This is a genomic window from Marinilactibacillus kalidii (assembly GCF_017599325.1).
Lineage (GTDB): Bacteria > Bacillota > Bacilli > Lactobacillales > Carnobacteriaceae_A > Marinilactibacillus > Marinilactibacillus kalidii.
On sequence record NZ_JAGFVM010000025.1, the window covers coordinates 37,430 to 54,572 of the forward strand.

Here is a 17,143-nt window from a genome sequence, read left to right on the forward strand (position 1 = left end):
CGCAACTTGTGCACTATTTCTCACTTAAAGCAGAAGTAATGACGCTTTTGATCTTTATTTTTAAATATCAAATAAAGAAAGTTGGTTTTCATCTGGTAGGTGAGTCAAGACACCATTGACATCCATATACTCGATTACTGTTTTAGAAACTTTCCCTCTTTTAGCTAAGTCTTCTTTAGATAAGAAGGGGCTATTTTGTCTGGCTTCAACGATCGCGTTCGCTACACTACCGCCTAGCGAAGGTACACATCTAAACGGTGCTAATAGTGTGTTATCTTCAATTAAAAAGTTCGAAGCATGAGATCGTTCAACATCGACCATCTTAAATTCATATCCACGCTCAACCATCTCGTTTGCCAATTCAAGAACAGTCAAAAGGTTCTTCTCTTTCGTAGAAGCATCTAGTCCTTTATCTGTGATTTCTTTCATTCTAGCTTTGATAGAGGCTTTCCCTTGTGTCATAGCCTGAAGATCGAAATCACTTGCTCTAATTGAAAAGTAAGCCGCATAGTAATAAAGCGGGTGGTGTACTTTGAAATAAGCCACACGTAGTGCCATGAGTACATAAGCTGCCGCATGTGCTTTAGGGAACATATACTTAATTTTCAAACAAGAGTCGATGTACCATTTTGGCACATTATTTTCTTTCATGATCACTTGCCATTCATCCGGAATCCCTTTACCTTTACGTACGTGCTCCATAATTTGGAACGCAATACTGTCATCGATTCCTTTGTGTTGCAAGTAAACCATGATGTCATCACGACAACCGATTACTTCTGCCAATGGAATGTCTTGTTGGCGAATTAGTTCTTCTGCATTTCCAAGCCATACGTCTGTCCCATGTGATAGGCCTGAGATCTGCAACAATTCAGAAAACGTGGTTGGCTTGGTTTGTTCTAACATCTGTCTTACGAATCGTGTACCAAACTCCGGTACACCGAGAGTTCCTGTTTTAGAAAATATCTGTCCCTCATCTACGCCCAAGATATCAGTTCCACTGAATAATTGCATCACACCTGGATCATTAGGTGGTATCGTTACAGGGTCGATTCCTGACAAATCTTGTAGCATTCTGATCATTGTCGGATCATCATGACCCAGAATATCTAATTTCAGAACATTATCATGGATAGAATGAAAGTCAAAGTGAGTCGTTTTCCACTCTGAGTCTTGATCATCTGCGGGGAATTGGATTGGTGAAAAATCGTATACATCCATATATTCAGGTATAACGATAATCCCTCCAGGATGCTGGCCAGTCGTTCTTTTAACCCCAGTCAATCCTTTTGCTAACCTGTCTATTTCCGCAGATCTAATCGTCATTTGGTTATCTCGTTCATAACCTTTTACAAAACCAAAAGCTGTTCGATCAGCTATCGTACCGATCGTTCCCGCTCTATATACATATTCTTCTCCAAATAATTCTTTCGTATAGTGATGGGCTTTAGCTTGATATTCTCCTGAGAAGTTCAAATCAATATCGGGTACTTTATCACCATTGAAACCTAAGAACGTTTCAAAAGGAATATCGTGACCATCCGTTACCAGTTGTGCTTCACATACTGGACATTTTTTAGGCGGAAGATCAAATCCGGAACCAATCTCACCTTCTGTGAAAAATTCAGAATGCTGGCAGTCTGGGCATCTGTAATGCGGCGGCATGGGATTGACTTCCGTTATTCCAGTCATTGTGGCTACAAAACTAGAACCAACTGATCCCCTTGATCCAACCAAGTAACCGTCATTCACACTTTTATGAACGAGCTTTTGAGAAATCAAGTAGATAACAGCAAATCCATTTCCGATAATACTGTCCAATTCTTTTTCCAGTCGTTTTTCAATAATATCTGGTAAAGGATTGCCATACAAACGGTACGCCTCATTGTAACTCATTTCTCGAATTTCTTGTTCTGACCCTTCCATTTTAGGTGTAAACAAGTCTTTTTTGACAGGAGAAATATCATCATCTATTTTATCTGCAATCAGCTGACTATTAGTCACAACGACTTCTTTCGCCAAAGCGTCTCCAAGAAAAGCAAAATCTTTTAACATTTCATCTGTCGTTCTAAAATGAACGGTCGGGTTTTTAGACTTTTTAAATCCACCTTTATTTAAGGTTTCCAATAGGATATCACGGTAAATAGAATCTTCAGGGTTTAAATAATGTACGTTTCCTGTAGCGACAACTGGAATATCCAGCTCTTTACCGATTTGGATGATATTGGACAAAATATCTTCTAAGTCCTTTTCATTGTTGACCATTTCTCTATCCAGAAGGTGGGCATATGCGCCTTTAGACATAATTTCCAAGTAATCATAATGACGAGCAAGTTTTTTCGCCTCATCGTATCCTTTTTGCATCATTGCTTCGAAGACTTCTCCTTGTGCACATCCAGAACCGACGATCAATCCTTCTCTATATTTTTCAAGAAGAGAACGTGGCACGCGCGGTACACGGTAAAAGTATTCTGTTAGAGAGGAAGAAATCAGCTTGAATAGATTCTTCAAACTATCTTGTGATTCAGCTAGAATCGTTACGTGACTTGGTCTAGTTCGCTTGTATGCATCACCTTGTCCCATATAATCATTTAACTGATTATGATATTCAATCGAATATTCTTCAGCTGCTTCTTTGAGGAAAGCCCATAATAAATGACCGGTCGTTTCAGAATCGTAGATCGCTCTATGGTGTTGTTCTAAGGCAACACCATATCGTTTTGCTAATGTGTTCAAGCGATGCGTTTTAAACGTCGGATGTAGGAATCTCGATAATTCAAGCGTATCAATAACGGGTAATTTAGATACTGGCATTCCATTTTTTTGATAAGCCGTATTTAAAAAGCCCATATCAAAACTAGCATTATGTGCTACAAGAATCGTTTCTTCACTAAATGCTTTAAATACCTTTAATACTTCTGCTTCTGTTTTCGATCCTCTAACCATATCATCTGTAATACCGGTCAGGTTGATCGTAGTATCTGACAAAGGATGACCCGGATCGATAAACTCTTGAAATTCTTCAATGATATTGCCTTTATGCATCTTAACGGCCGCTAACTCTATAATATTATCGTAGATAGCAGAAAGTCCAGTCGTCTCCACATCAAAAACAACATAAGTTGCTTCTTGTAGTAATTCATTCGTTGCATTGTATGCAATAGGTACACCATCATCGACTAAATTAGCTTCAAGTCCGTAGAGAATTTTGACGCCGTTTTTCTTACCGGCAGAATGGGCATCAGGGTAAGACTGCGCTACTCCATGATCTGTTATGGCGATTGCTTTATGTCCCCATCTAGCAGCTTGCTCAACAAGATCAGTAGCTGTTACAGTCGCATCCATCTGACTCATTGTCGTGTGCGCATGCAGTTCAACACGCTTTTGATCGTCTGGTTGCGTATCTTTTCTTTCTTCATGACTCGTTTCTTGAACGTCTTGCGCATTAACGACGAGATCTCTCATGAATGTATCTTCTTGTACACTTCCGCGTACTTTTAGCCACATACCTTTTTTGATGTTTTCAAAGATTTCTTCATCTGTCGCATTATTAGAGAACTTTTTACAAGTAAACGAAGAAGTATAATCGGTCATTTTAAAAATGAGTAGTTTTCTTTTAGATCTCAGTTCTCTTACTTCTGCGTCGAATACGTAGCCTTCAATCGTTACACTACGTTCTTCTTCTACAATCGTGCTCATTTGTTTAACAGGATCATTACTTTGAATATTTCTGCCCAGTTTGATTGGTCCAGAAGGTGCAGCTTCTCTTTTCTTCTCTTTATTGATCGTCGCTTGTTCAATATTTTTTGTCAATCTTTCAGCAAGTTGAAGATCTTCTTCTTCTTTTTGGAGTTTAAATGCTGTTAGTTTTTCATCGCTTAATTTCTCATCTACCATCGGCACGATTTTAAATTGTTTTGGGAATCCCATTTTGATATACTCAGCTTCAATTTTCGGAAAAAATTCTTCTGAAAATTTGTCCTTCGTCAATTCATGCTCAATATAGAAAATGACTTTTTTATCATTTAATACAGGATAGCCGTTCTCAAACATATCATTACATAAAGGTGAATCGACGCCACTCACTTGACAAGCCAATTTCCAATATTGCGCTAATTTGTCTTCCGTTATCGTTGGATGCTCTGTAGTCACCGTGAGTGCTACTTCTGCAATCTCTTTGAATCCTCTTTTCAAATGATCCTTTAATGCTATAAAGGTTTCAAATGGAAGTATATCAGTAAACTTCAATGTGATATGCCATAACTTAGATTGCTTATGAACGACGACCGATTCGACTTCTCCATTCTCAAGGACAGCCTGTTGGTCTGGCGTGGGATGAAAATTAATTTGTTGTAACAGTGTATTAAATAGTTCTGTATTGTTTAGACTCAAATTCCTTGCCTTCTTTCCTGACCCTCGATTACAAATAAAAGGAGAATCCTGTAATGCGTTTAAGTGACTTTTTGCTAGGGAAAAATCAACTGGCGATCAGTTTTTCTTTCCTCAGCATTTTCAAAGTCAGTTTAACCACTTTCCTGGTTTCTCCTAATCATTCTTCTTTATTTATTTTGGTTTAAAATACTCAGCGTATCCATCAGATCATCTTTCATGATCTCAACCATTTCTCCGCTCTTTCTGAAGATCACTTCAACAACACCTTCAGATGCTTTTTTACCTACTGTGATTCTTACCGGTATACCAATTAACTCCGCATCCGTAAATTTAACACCGGGACGCTCTAATCTATCGTCGATCAGTACAGATAGATTTTTGCTCTCAAGCATCTCATACAGCTCTTGTGCTAGTTCTCTTTGGGCATCATCTTTCATTTGAATCGGAATAATATGCACGTCAAAAGGTGCAATAGCTTTTGGCCATACTAGCCCTTTATCATCTGCGTATTGTTCAGCAACAGCTGATAGTAAACGACTGACACCTATTCCGTAGCTTCCCATGATTACTGGCGTTTGTCTACCATTATTGTCAAGAACTGTCGCATTCATTGATTCTGAATAACGTGTTCCAAGTTTGAAAATATGACCGATTTCAATCCCTCTAGTAAATTGAAGTCTGCCCTCACCATCTGGTGAAAGTTCATTTTCCGCTACAATTCTGATATCCTCGAAATGATCTGGTTTAAAGTCTTCACCAGGATTAACGTTTGTATAATGTTTCCCTTCAACGTTAGCACCTGATACAGCATTGGTTACATCTTGTACATACATATCTGCTACGACTAGCACTTCTTCTGAAAGTCCAACCGGTCCAACGTATCCAGCAACTGTTTTGAATAGTTCTTTGATTTGTTCTTCGGTAGCTGGCTCGACTTCTTGTGCACCAACGACAGTCCGTATTTTCACTTCATTCACTTCATGATCTCCACGTACAATCGCTAAAACAGGTCTATCATCGTTCGTTACGTAAAGGACCGATTTCAATACTTGGTCTACATTTACATTTAGGAAAGATGCTACTTCTTCCACTGTTTTAGTGTCCGGTGTTTCAACAAGCTCTTTAGTGTGTTGAACAGCCGTTTTAGGAGAAGACTTATACAAGCTTGATGCCATTTCTAAATTTGCAGCGTAATCGCTGGAGTCAGAATAAACAACAACATCTTCACCAGAATCAGATAGGGCCATAAATTCAATAGAATCCTTACCACCCATGGCACCTGCATCTCCAATGATCGAACGGAAATTCAGACCGATTCTTTCAAAAGCATTTGTGTAGGCTTGTGCGATGGCATTATAGGACTCATCTAAACTTTCATAACTATCGTGGAATGTATACGCATCTTTCATTATAAATTCGCGTCCACGCATTAAACCAAATCTTGGTCTTTTTTCATCTCTGAATTTTGTTTGGAATTGATATAACATTAATGGTAATTTTTTGTATGACTTGATTTCATCTCTGATCAAGCTTGTAAAGGTTTCTTCGTGTGTTGGTCCAAGAATAAAATCTCTTTCGTGACGGTCTTCCAACTTGATCAAGTCTTCCCCATAGGTATCATATCTACCAGATTCTTTCCACAAGTCAGCTGGAATCAATGTTGGTAAAAGCATTTCTGAACCGTCAATATTATCCATTTCTTCACGAATGATAGATTTGATATTTTCAAGTACACGGTTAGCTAATGGCAGGTACGTGTAGATTCCAGAAGAAACCTGACGAATATAACCTGCTCTAAGCAGTAACTGATGGCTGATAACGTCAGCGTCGTTTGGTGTATCTCTAAGTGTTGGTGCAAATAATCTCGATTGTTTCATTAATGTGTATCTCCTTTGAGTACTAATTTAAGAAAAATGTTTGTATATCATTCCAAGTAACAGCTAACATGAGGACCAATAAGAAGCCAACACCCACTAAGGTGATCAGACCTTCTTTTTCCTCGCTGATTGGTTTTTTACGTATGCCTTCGATAATGTTCAATAGTAATTTCCCACCATCCAGTGCTGGAATTGGCAGCAAGTTCATAATCCCTAGATTGACACTTAAAAACCCAATCCAGCTAATAACTCCTATCGCACCAGCTCGAACAACTGTCTGTGTTGTTGCATAAATCGCAACAGGACCACCTAATTGATCTAAACTAAATCCTCCTGTTAGAAAAGAACCTAATATGGTAAAAATCTGCATTACGATAGACCAAGGTTGAACAAATCCATAAGCTATTTTACTCGATAACGAATCATCCATGGTTTGACCGATGCCCACTTTTCCAGCATCTGAATTTTCATCCGCTTGAGGTGTAATCGTCATTTCAGTTACCGTGCCATTTGTTTTTTTAACTTCAAAATCTAACGCAGTATCCGGTGATTGCTCGATAACACCTACCATATCCATCCATGAAGAAATTTCATTACCTTCAATAGATAAAATGCGGTCACCAGTCTCAAGTCCCGCTTCAGCTGCTGGAGCATCAGGTTGTACTTCACCAATCAAGGGCTCTGAGGACGGCACGCCACCTTGCATAAAGCCGAGTAACATAAATGCTACAATTGCTAAAATAAAATTGTTCAATGGACCTGCAAAGTTGGTCAGCATTCTATTGGGTAAAGAAGCTGACTGAAACTGTCTTTTTCTTGGTGCAATTTGAAGCATAGTGCCATCTTTTTCAATCAATAATGCCGTTTCTGAAACAGTATACGTTTCAATTTCATCCACACCATCGACCCGACCCGAAATAAATAATTCATCTTCCAAGTCAAAGCTAGTGACTTCGAGCGGCAAGCTATCAACACTTTGGTGTTTATTTTGAATGTCGATTTTTTCTACGACCTGTTTATCATTCAGCATCAATGTAACCGGCATACCAGCTCTCAAATCAGCTTCTTCTTCATAACCTGCCATTCTGACATAACCGCCGACTGGCAACAACCTAATGGTATAAGTTGTCTCCCCTTTCCTATGAAAGAAGATTTTTGGTCCAAATCCAATAGAAAATTCTCTGACTAATATTCCCGCTCTTTTTGCAAAATAAAAGTGTCCGAATTCATGTACAACAACGATAATTCCGAATACGAGTAAAAAAACTAAAATATTTTGAATCATATTCATTCTCCTTTAACGGTCTACTTTTAAACTAATCCAATAATAAAGATGACGGACAACACGAACAGCAAACTGTCAAAGCGGTCGAAAATCCCACCATGACCCGGTAAAATATTTCCTGAATCTTTTGTTCCGAAATGCCGTTTGATCGCTGATTCAATCAAATCACCAATTTGTCCGGATATGGATAGCAAAATAATGAGTGGTATGACCATTATCAACGGATAAACTGAAGGGAAAAAGAGCAGATAGATTATGGATACTAATAGGGCAATGACAATTCCCCCAATTGATCCTTCTACAGTCTTATTAGGTGATATAGATGGCGCAAGTTTATGCTTACCCATTTTTCGCCCTACTAGATAGGCACCTGTATCTGTCGACCATATAATGATCAAAGATAGTATGAGTAAGTGGAGATTTGTTTCTCTCGTTAAAATAAAAGAGTGAAATCCAATTCCTGTATACATGATCCCCATAAAGGAAACGCCTACGTCTTCTATTGTATAGTCTTTCAGAACAATCGTGAGACACAGTATAAGAATCACAAAAAATGCAAAAACTGATCCATTTTGAGCTAAATTTGGCAGAAGCTCATGTATTCGATTATAAAGAATGATGTAGACCAACGCTATTGATGCCACAAGTGTAGGGATAGAAATTGGTTGAATCCCCTTCATCTGATGAATCTCAATGAGCGCTGTAATAGCTAATAATATAATAAATAATTCAAGTACCCATGAACCGATCCAAATGATCGGCACAAAAAACAATAAAGCGATGATCGCTGTTAAAGAACGTTGTACCATCCGTCTCCTCCTGAGTTGTCTTATTAAATTGCTCCGTATCGACGGCTTCTATTCTGATAATCATCTAGCGCTTCGTCTAAGACATCACCTGTGAAATCTGGCCAGAATAGTTTTGAGAAATAAAATTCGCTGTAGGCATTTTGCCAAAGTAAGAAGTTACTTAGTCGTTGTTCACCGCTACTCCTGATAAGCAAGTCGACTTCATCATAGGGTTGAATTGAGCGTGTCAGCAATTCTGATTGGAGTACCTCTTCAGATATTGCTTTTTTATTCAGTTCTCCGCTGATCACTTTTTCGACGATCGATTTTGTAGCTTCTACAATTTCAGCACGTCCGCCATAGTTGAACGCAAAATTCAAAATCATTCCTGTATTATTCTTCGTTTGGTCGATCGCTTTCTCAATCGATCTTTTTGTCGGACCAGGAACTTTATCCTTAAAACCGATCATATTCACTTTGATATTATTTTCTTGCAGTTCAGGAACAAACCGGTCAAAAAAATTAACGGGTAGTTGCATTAAAAATTTAACCTCTTGTGGTGGACGTTTCCAATTTTCAGTAGAAAATGCGTAGAGGGTCAATACTTTAACCCCTCTTTCACTAGCCCGGATCGAAACTCTCTTAATAGCTTCCATACCTTCTTGATGCCCAGCTTTACGTTCTTCACCCATTTTTTCGGCCCATCGACCATTACCATCCATTATAACGGCTACATGATCTGGTATAAATTTATTGTTATTGTTTAACTGTGGTTGATCTCCCACATGAAAACCTCCAAGTATTCAATATACATCTATTCTATTGTAGTAAATAATTCTTGAAATTACCACATTAAATCCATAAAATTCCTATAAGGATTTATAGATTAGGCATTTAATGATTTAAAACTAGCTTTAAATCATTAAATTATAAAATAAGATTATTGTTTGTTATAATATATTTAGAAATGATCGTAAAATTCAAGGAGGCGTTTTTAAATGAATAAAGGCATTAAAAAATACGTTATTGGTCTAATTATCACAACTATCGTAACTAAGTTAGTGAACAAGTATATCATTGATAAACTATAATTTAACTATGTAAACAAAACAAAGAATGCAAGGAGACTATTTTTCATCTCCTTGCATTTTTTTATACGTCTAAAATTTCTTTTTCTTTTTCTTCAGAAAGCTTGTCGATTGCTGCAACGCTACTATTTGTTAATTTTTGCACTTCTTCTTCATAGTCATGAAGATCATCTTTAGTTAAATCACCATTTTTTTCTGCTTTTTTAAGGGCATCAATGGCATCGCGACGAATATTACGAATAGAGATTTTAGCATTTTCTGCTTCTTTCCCTACTTGTTTAGCGATTTCTTTTCTACGCTCTTCTGTTAGCGCGGGTACCACTAAGCGAATAACTGTCCCATCACTTGAAGGTGGAATACCAATATCAGATTGGTTTAATGCTTTTTCAATATCACCGACAGAATTTTGATCATAAGGTGTGATCAATAATACTCTTGCTTCAGGTACTGAAATTTGAGCTAGTTGATTTAATGGCGTTTCTGCACCATAGTATTCAACATTTACTCTATTTAGCAAGCTTGGGTTTGCTCTTCCTGCTCTAATCGAACCTAATTCACGTACATAAGATTGTTCTGCTTTTTTCATTCTAGACTGTGTGTCTTTCATTATTTCTTCACTCATCATGTGTCCTCCTAACAGTTGTTCCGATATTTTCTCCTAATACGACACGTTTGATATTACCTGTCTGATTCAGATTGAATACGACTAAAGGCATATCATTGTCCATACTTAGAGAAGAAGCTGTTGTGTCCATTACTTGTAATGACTGGTTGATAATTTCAAGATACGTTAGTTTATCGTATTTAACAGCATTTTCGTCTTTATTTGGATCAGCTGAGTAAACACCATCTACATTGTTCTTAGCCATCATAATCACGTCAGCATTGATTTCAGCTGCTCTTAATGCTGCAGTTGTATCTGTTGAGAAATAAGGACTACCAATACCACCTGCGAAGATAACCACTCGTCCTTTTTCAAGGTGACGAATCGCTTTTCTGCGAATATACGGTTCAGCTACTTGTCTCATTTCGATAGATGTTTGAACACGCGTAGGTACGCCATTATTTTCTAAACAATCCTGCAGTGCTAGTGCGTTCATAACTGTTGCAATCATGCCCATGTAATCGGCTTGGGAACGTTCCATTCCCATTTCAGATCCAACATGACCTCTCCAGATATTACCGCCGCCAACAACAATAGCCATTTCAATCCCAAGATCATGAACTTCTTTGATTTCTTGACAAATTTCATCAATCGTTGGTGGTTGAATTCCAAATCCAGTGTCTCCAGCTAATGCTTCTCCACTTAATTTCAAAACAATTCGATTATATTTAGGTTCTAACATTTCTTTTCCCTCCATCAGTCATACAGGACTAGTTTAACATATTCCTTCTAATTGGTCATTATTAAAGAAGGCTTTATATGTATCAGGCTCTAAAAAAGGTAGGAACGCTAGTTACTACGTTCCTACCCGAATTTAGAGACTATACCTTAATTTTTTCCTAGCTGACTTTGTACTTCAGCAGCGAAATCTTCAGAACGTTTTTCAATTCCTTCTCCAACTTCATAGCGGATGAATGATTTGATTGTTGCGCCATTCTCTTTCAAGTATTGGCCAACAGTTTTATCTGAATCTTTAACGTATGGCTGATCAACAAGGCTGATCTCAGCTAACCATTTGCTTAAACGGCCTTGGACCATTTTTTCAACGATATTAGCTGGTTTACCTTCGTTTTTAGCTTGTTCTGAAAGTACGTTTAATTCGTGATCGCGTGTTTCTTGAGGCACTTCATCACGAGTGATGTATTTAGGGTTGATAGCAGCAATGTGCATTGCAACATTACGTGCTACTTCTTCATTATCTGTTCCTTCAAGAAGTGCAAGAACAGTAATACGTCCACCCATGTGCTCATAGTCACCGAAAACTTGGTTATCTGTTTTTTCTAAAAGCGCAAAACGACGTAGAGTGATTTTCTCTCCGATTGTTTGTGTAGCTTCAGTAATAACAGCGTTAACTGTTTCGCCGTTCATTTCAACTTCTAGTGCTTCTTCAACAGTCGCTGGTTTGTTTTCAACGATTGATTTAGAAATGTTTTTAACTAGGTTCTGGAATTTTTCGTTTTTAGAAACGAAATCAGTTTCAGAGTTGATTTCAGCGATTGCAGCAGAGTTACCTGCAGAATATACGTTAGCTAATCCTTCAGCCGCAATACGGTCTGCTTTTTTAGCTGCTTTAGAAACACCTTTTTCGCGTAGATAATCTACTGCTGCTTCTAAATCTCCGTCTGTTTCTACAAGAGCTTTCTTAGCGTCCATCATTCCAACGCCTGTTTTGTCGCGCAATTCTTTTACTTGAGCTGCTTTAATGTTTGCCAATGTTATTCCTCCTAATCGAACTGTAACTAATTTTTAGTTTTTTAATTAAAAATTATTCGTTGTCGCCTTCAACAACTTCAACAATTTCATCAAGTGAATCAGATTTAACTTCTTCTTCTGTTACTTCTTCACCTTGGTTTCCTTCGATAATAGCGTCAGCAACTGTTTTAGTTAATAATTTAACTGCACGGATTGCATCGTCATTTGAAGGGATGATTACATCGATTTCGTCAGGGTCACAGTTTGTATCAACCATAGCGATGATAGGGATGTTCAATTTTTGTGCTTCTTTTACTGCGATGTGCTCTTTACGAGGATCAACAATAAATAGCGCGTCAGGACGTTTAGGCATATCTTTGATTCCGCCCAAGAATTTTTCTAAGCGGTCACGTTCTTTAATCAAGATACCCACTTCTTTTTTAGGAAGTGCTTCGAAAGTACCGTCTTCTTCCATTTTTTCAAGTTGTTTCAAGCGAGTGATACGTTTTTGGATCGTATCCCAGTTTGTTAACGTTCCACCCAACCAACGGTGGTTGATGTAGTAAGCGCCAGCTCTGATTGCTTCTTCTTTAATTGCATCTTGTGCTTGTTTTTTTGTTCCTACAAAAAGAACTGTTCCGCCATCTTCAGCGATTTCACGAACATAGTTGTATGCTTGGTCGATCATACGAACTGTTTTTTGTAAATCGATGATGTAGATACCGTTTCTTTCTGTGAAGATATAACGTTTCATTTTCGGGTTCCAGCGACGTGTCTGGTGACCAAAGTGAACGCCTGATTCTAATAGTTGTTTCATTGATACTACTGCCATTTGTACATTCCTCCATTGTGGTTTTTTTCTTCCTTTGTTTTCATTTGTATGAAGACTCCATGGCTACAGAGCACCTTTCACTACATCCAACAAAGTGTGAAATTAGTGTAATTTTTACACCATTGTTAATTATACACATTCTATTTATGAATTGCAAACGCAAAAAATAAAACTTGATTCTTAACAGTGATTATCGCATACTAATTAAGTTCAGATAAATCGTTAAAGGAAGTGTCTATACGTGTTTTTTTCTGTTGTACGAGGCATCATTCGGGTGCTGATATTTATTTTTAATGGTAAACCTACTTATATTAATCGAGATAAACTACCAAAAGACGAAACGTACGTCTTGATTGCTCCGCACAGATCAATCATAGATCCAGTATTTATCGCACTGGCAGCAAGTCCGCGTCAATTTTGTTTCATGGCTAAGAGAGAACTTTTTAAGAATAAATTCTTTGGATGGTTCATTTCAAATTTGAATGCTTTTCCGGTAGATAGAGATAATCCAAAGCCAAGCGCAATCAAACAACCTATCAAAATATTAAAGGAAAACAAGCTAAGTTTAGTGATTTTCCCTTCTGGAACGAGACACTCTAAAGAATTAAAGGGTGGTGCCGTTACAATAGCGAGAATGAGTAAACGTCAAATCGTTCCTGTTGTGTATGAAGGTCCTTACTCGATAAAAGAAATTTTCCAACGTAAAAAAGCGATTGTTAAGATCGGTGACCCTTTTTATGTTGAAAGAAAAATCGAAGGTATTGAAGACGTGAACCAATATTACTCCGATAAAATCCAACGTGCTTTTGAAGAACTCGATCAATTACAAACAGAAAAGAGCATGCCTAAATAATTAGGCACGCTCTTTTTTTTATCCGTTTAATTGTAATCCAATATTTTGTAATTCATACATATCTTTATATTTCCCACCGCTAGCAATCAATTCATCATGCGAACCACGCTCAATGATTCGACCATTATCCAGTACCAATATCTGGTCTGCATCTCTAATCGTTGAAAGTCTATGCGCGATTGCTACGGTAGTCCGTCCCTTACGCATACGATTTAGTCCTTCTTGAATAAGTGCTTCTGTTTCTGTATCGATATTCGCAGTCGCTTCATCAAGGATAAGGATCTTCGGATCTCTAACGATCGTGCTGGCAAATGAAATCAATTGTTTCTGTCCGCTAGAAAAACTTGCTCCTCGCTCAACTACTTTCGCATCATATTCTCCAGGTAATTCTTCAATAAATCGATCAGCTTGAACAAATCTCGCCGCTTGAATAATCTCACGGTCTTTGATCTGATCATTTTTTATTCGAATATTATCCTTTATCGTTCCATAAAAAAGGAACGAATCTTGAAGCACTAATCCAGTTTTATGTCTGAGTTCTCTCATTGGGTATTCCAGAATCGATCTGCCATCGATCAAAACCTCACCACTTTGGAAATCGTAGAACCTCATCAGTACATTAATAATAGAAGACTTCCCACTACCTGTATGACCAACTAATGCGACTGTTTCTCCAGGATTAACCGTAAAGTTAATATTCTTCAGCACATCCGTCTTCCCATCGTATGAGAAAGATACGTCTTTAAACTCGATTTTTCCAATTTCGATAGTAGCTTCTGGCTTATCTTCTTGATCAGGAACGTATTCTTCATTATCCATAACTGTCAAAATACGGCTACTTGATATGATCCCATCTTGAAATAAACTGAGACTATCCATCAATCTTGTCAAAGGTCTGAAAAAATCATTGGCATAAGAAGTGAAAGCATAAATAATGCCTACTTCTACTGGATTTTGCAAGGCATTCACTCCGAAGATACCAAGAATCAAGACAACCGCCATCGTATATAAAAAGTTAATTACTGGACTTAACAAAATAGCATTGATTCTAACCATTGAATACCTAGAGTCATAATATGACTGATTCGTTTCTTCAAATTCTTTCTGCAGTCTTCTTTCCTGTCTAAATTGCTGAATTATCGACATACCGTTGATTGTTTCCGCTAGTTTTGTATTCAATGAGCTTAACTTCGATTTCATTTCGATATAGGTTTTCGAGCTATATACTTGATAAAAGCGAATCACTAACAGTAATACTGGCGCAAATAATAAAATCCATACGGCAACTGACGCGTCCAGGAAAAACATTGCTCCTAGCGAGATCACAACACCGAACACACCTTGCATAATCGTAAGGAAAACATTCCAAAAATCTTTCATCGCTTCTGTATCGTTCGTCGCTCTGGTAATGATCCAGCCTGTAGAAGTCTGGTCAAAAAAGCGCATGCCTAAACTATGGAGCTTTGTATATAAACTTTCTCTAATATGTTTGACTGTTTTTTCTGAGGCCATATTGAAAATATACAATTCAAAATACCAGACAATCATTCTAATCAAGGTAACGCCAAAATGAAGTGAAGCAAAGAAAATAATTGTACGTAACGTCGCTGCACCAGGTGTTAAATGGTCATCAATAAACACTTGAATGATTCTCGGGAGAATGGCATTGATTATAGCCAATACAACACTTAAACTGATTGCAATCGCAAACTGGTATCTATATGGATGAGCATATTTAAGAATGCGTTTAAGGACATGCATTTGCTCTTTAAAAGGCATCGTCTGTTTCTTTGACATTTCTTGCTGTTCCATTATAGCTCATCCCCTTCCAGTTTTTGCTCTAATTGCTGTTGTTGGTACATATCTTTATACCATCCGTCTAAAAGGAGCAATTCATTATGTGTTCCTCTTTCTACGATCGTTCCTTTTTCTACAACAACGATCTCTTCGGCATGCATAACAGAACTGATTCTATGTGCAGCGATAATCGTTGTCTGATCTTTTCGTTTTTGTTTCAGTCCAGAAAGAATAGTCTCTTCTGTTTTTGCATCTACGGCAGATAACGAATCATCCAGAATCATTAACTCTGGATTTGTTATGATCGCTCTCGCAATAGATATTCGCTGTTTCTGTCCGCCGGATAACGAAACGCCTCGTTCTCCCACTTGTGTGTCGTAACCGTTCGGTAGTTGAAGAATATCTTCATGTATATCCGCTAGTTTCGCAGCTTCTTCTACTACACTTTGCGGCATAGTCGGATCAGCAAACCGAATATTATCTCTGATTGTTGTAGAGAACAAGTAGTTATCTTGTGGTATATAACCGATCTGTTGTAACAAGGCATTAAGTGTGTAATCTTTAATATCGTAACCACCGTAGGTGACTAGACCTTTATAATGATCATATTCTCTTAATAAAAGCTTAAGAATCGTTGTTTTTCCAGCACCCGTTTTTCCTACCACACCTAATGTATGACCTTTTTTCAGATTGAAATGTACGTCATGTAAAGTGACCACTTCGTCATCAGGATAAGTGAATGCTCTTATTTCAAATTCAAGATTTCCATTTATCGGTGTATCAATAGAGCCATCTCTTTCGATGATAGAAGATTCTTCTCTTAAAAGATTTTCGATACGATCATAACTAGCTGATCCTCTTTCAATAATATTAAATAATCTCCCTATGGCGAACATCGGCCAAACCAACATTCCTATATAATTGATAAAGGTAACAAAATCCCCAATCGTTATTTCATTGCCTGTAATCAAAATCCCCCCTACCAGAATCGTCAGGAAGTATGAGACACCCATGATCAATGTAATTGCCGGGTCAAACAATGAATCTATTTTGTAAACGAGTCTATTTTTTGCGACTACGTTATCTGTTTGCACTTTAAATTCTTCAATATCCTCTGCTTCTTGACCAAACGTTTTCAGTACTTTTATACCTTGAATACTTTCTTGTACTTTGTCATTTAATTGCGAGAAGGAGGCTTGTGCATCTCTGAAACGAAGGTGTAATTTACGACCTAAAACTCTGGAAGAAATGGCTAGTAATGGTAACGGAATGACAGCTAATAACGTTAGTCTCCAGTCAACTAAAAAAATCATGGCTAATAATGTCGTTAACCCTACACTGATCGCATCTGCCATAGTGAGAATTCCGCCTCCAGCAACCATGCGTAGCCCTCTTAAGTCATTCGTTGCATGAGCCATCAAGTCTCCTGCACGATATTTTTGAAAAAACTGACTATCCATATTGGTAAAATGATTATATAATTGCGCTCTTACTAACTGCTCCAACTTTGCAGCATTTCCCCATATTCTCATTCGCCAGATGTATCGGAATAAATATTGGCCAACAGCTGAAGCAGCTAATATGCTTAGCCAAAATGTCAATGAATGACTTGTTATACTATTTGTTTCAATCTCATCTACGACGATTCCGATAATTCTCGGAGGGATTAATTGAAGTAAAGCTACTGTAATGAGAGAAAATATCCCTATAATATATGATTTTTTTTCTTGACGGAAAAACCAACCTAACCGCTTGAATATGTCCATAGAATCTTTTCTCCTGTTCTCTTATTTTGAATCCTTATCTGCTGTTATAACTGATTATGACACTGTGTCATACCGATTTAAAAAAAGAACGGGCAAAATTGCTGCCCGC

12 protein-coding genes are annotated in these 17,143 nt (G+C 37.7%); 1 reads left to right on the forward strand and 11 read right to left on the reverse strand.

The features are described 5' to 3' along the window. Nucleotides 1-60 precede the first annotated feature (60 nt). The 9 genes from J5J05_RS05495 to rpsB form a co-directional block, all read right to left on the reverse strand. Nucleotides 61-4,392 (reverse strand): PolC-type DNA polymerase III, encoded by a 4,332-nt coding sequence (locus J5J05_RS05495; RefSeq protein WP_208559669.1) that lies wholly within the window; start codon nt 4,390-4,392, stop codon nt 61-63. A 167-nt stretch (nt 4,393-4,559) separates the two neighbouring features. Next, complete coding sequence (locus tag J5J05_RS05500) at nt 4,560-6,269, reverse strand: proline--tRNA ligase (RefSeq protein ID WP_208559670.1); 1,710 nt, start codon at nt 6,267-6,269, stop codon at nt 4,560-4,562. 22 nt (nt 6,270-6,291) lie between these two features. Beyond that, a complete protein-coding gene (gene rseP, locus J5J05_RS05505) occupies nt 6,292-7,551 on the reverse strand; it encodes an RIP metalloprotease RseP (RefSeq protein WP_208559693.1) in 1,260 nt (419 codons plus the stop codon). 29 nt (nt 7,552-7,580) lie between these two features. Beyond that, nucleotides 7,581-8,363 (reverse strand): phosphatidate cytidylyltransferase, encoded by a 783-nt coding sequence (locus J5J05_RS05510; RefSeq protein WP_208559671.1) that lies wholly within the window; start codon nt 8,361-8,363, stop codon nt 7,581-7,583. A 23-nt stretch (nt 8,364-8,386) separates the two neighbouring features. Then, nucleotides 8,387-9,127: an isoprenyl transferase gene (locus J5J05_RS05515; RefSeq protein WP_341868507.1), complete on the reverse strand. Its 741-nt coding sequence runs from the start codon at nt 9,125-9,127 to the stop codon at nt 8,387-8,389. A 367-nt stretch (nt 9,128-9,494) separates the two neighbouring features. Further along, a complete protein-coding gene (gene frr / locus J5J05_RS05520) occupies nt 9,495-10,052 on the reverse strand; it encodes a ribosome recycling factor (protein WP_208559672.1) in 558 nt (185 codons plus the stop codon). Further along, complete coding sequence (gene pyrH, locus J5J05_RS05525) at nt 10,045-10,776, reverse strand: UMP kinase (RefSeq protein WP_208559673.1); 732 nt, start codon at nt 10,774-10,776, stop codon at nt 10,045-10,047. The genes frr and pyrH overlap by 8 nt, the downstream gene beginning before the upstream one ends. 146 nt (nt 10,777-10,922) lie before the next feature. Continuing rightward, on the reverse strand, nt 10,923-11,807 hold the full coding sequence (gene tsf / locus J5J05_RS05530) for a translation elongation factor Ts (RefSeq protein ID WP_208559674.1): 885 nt from the start codon (nt 11,805-11,807) through the stop codon (nt 10,923-10,925). Between the two features lie 52 nt (nt 11,808-11,859). Next, nucleotides 11,860-12,618: a 30S ribosomal protein S2 gene (gene rpsB, locus J5J05_RS05535; RefSeq protein ID WP_208559675.1), complete on the reverse strand. Its 759-nt coding sequence runs from the start codon at nt 12,616-12,618 to the stop codon at nt 11,860-11,862. Between the two features lie 241 nt (nt 12,619-12,859). On the opposite strand from rpsB, the gene J5J05_RS05540 reads away from it, so the two are divergent. Continuing rightward, nucleotides 12,860-13,471 (forward strand): lysophospholipid acyltransferase family protein, encoded by a 612-nt coding sequence (locus tag J5J05_RS05540; protein WP_208559676.1) that lies wholly within the window; start codon nt 12,860-12,862, stop codon nt 13,469-13,471. Nucleotides 13,472-13,489: 18 nt separating this feature from the next. Here J5J05_RS05540 and J5J05_RS05545 read toward each other — a convergent pair whose 3' ends face one another. Together J5J05_RS05545 and J5J05_RS05550 are read right to left on the reverse strand one after the other, a co-directional pair. Continuing rightward, the gene (locus J5J05_RS05545; protein ID WP_208559677.1) at nt 13,490-15,283 is read right to left on the reverse strand and encodes an ABC transporter ATP-binding protein; all 1,794 of its coding nucleotides are present in this window, start codon (nt 15,281-15,283) and stop codon (nt 13,490-13,492) included. Further along, nucleotides 15,283-17,034, reverse strand: coding sequence for an ABC transporter ATP-binding protein (locus J5J05_RS05550; RefSeq protein WP_208559678.1), 1,752 nt, complete (start codon nt 17,032-17,034; stop codon nt 15,283-15,285). The genes J5J05_RS05545 and J5J05_RS05550 overlap by 1 nt, the downstream gene beginning before the upstream one ends. Nucleotides 17,035-17,143 lie beyond the last annotated feature (109 nt).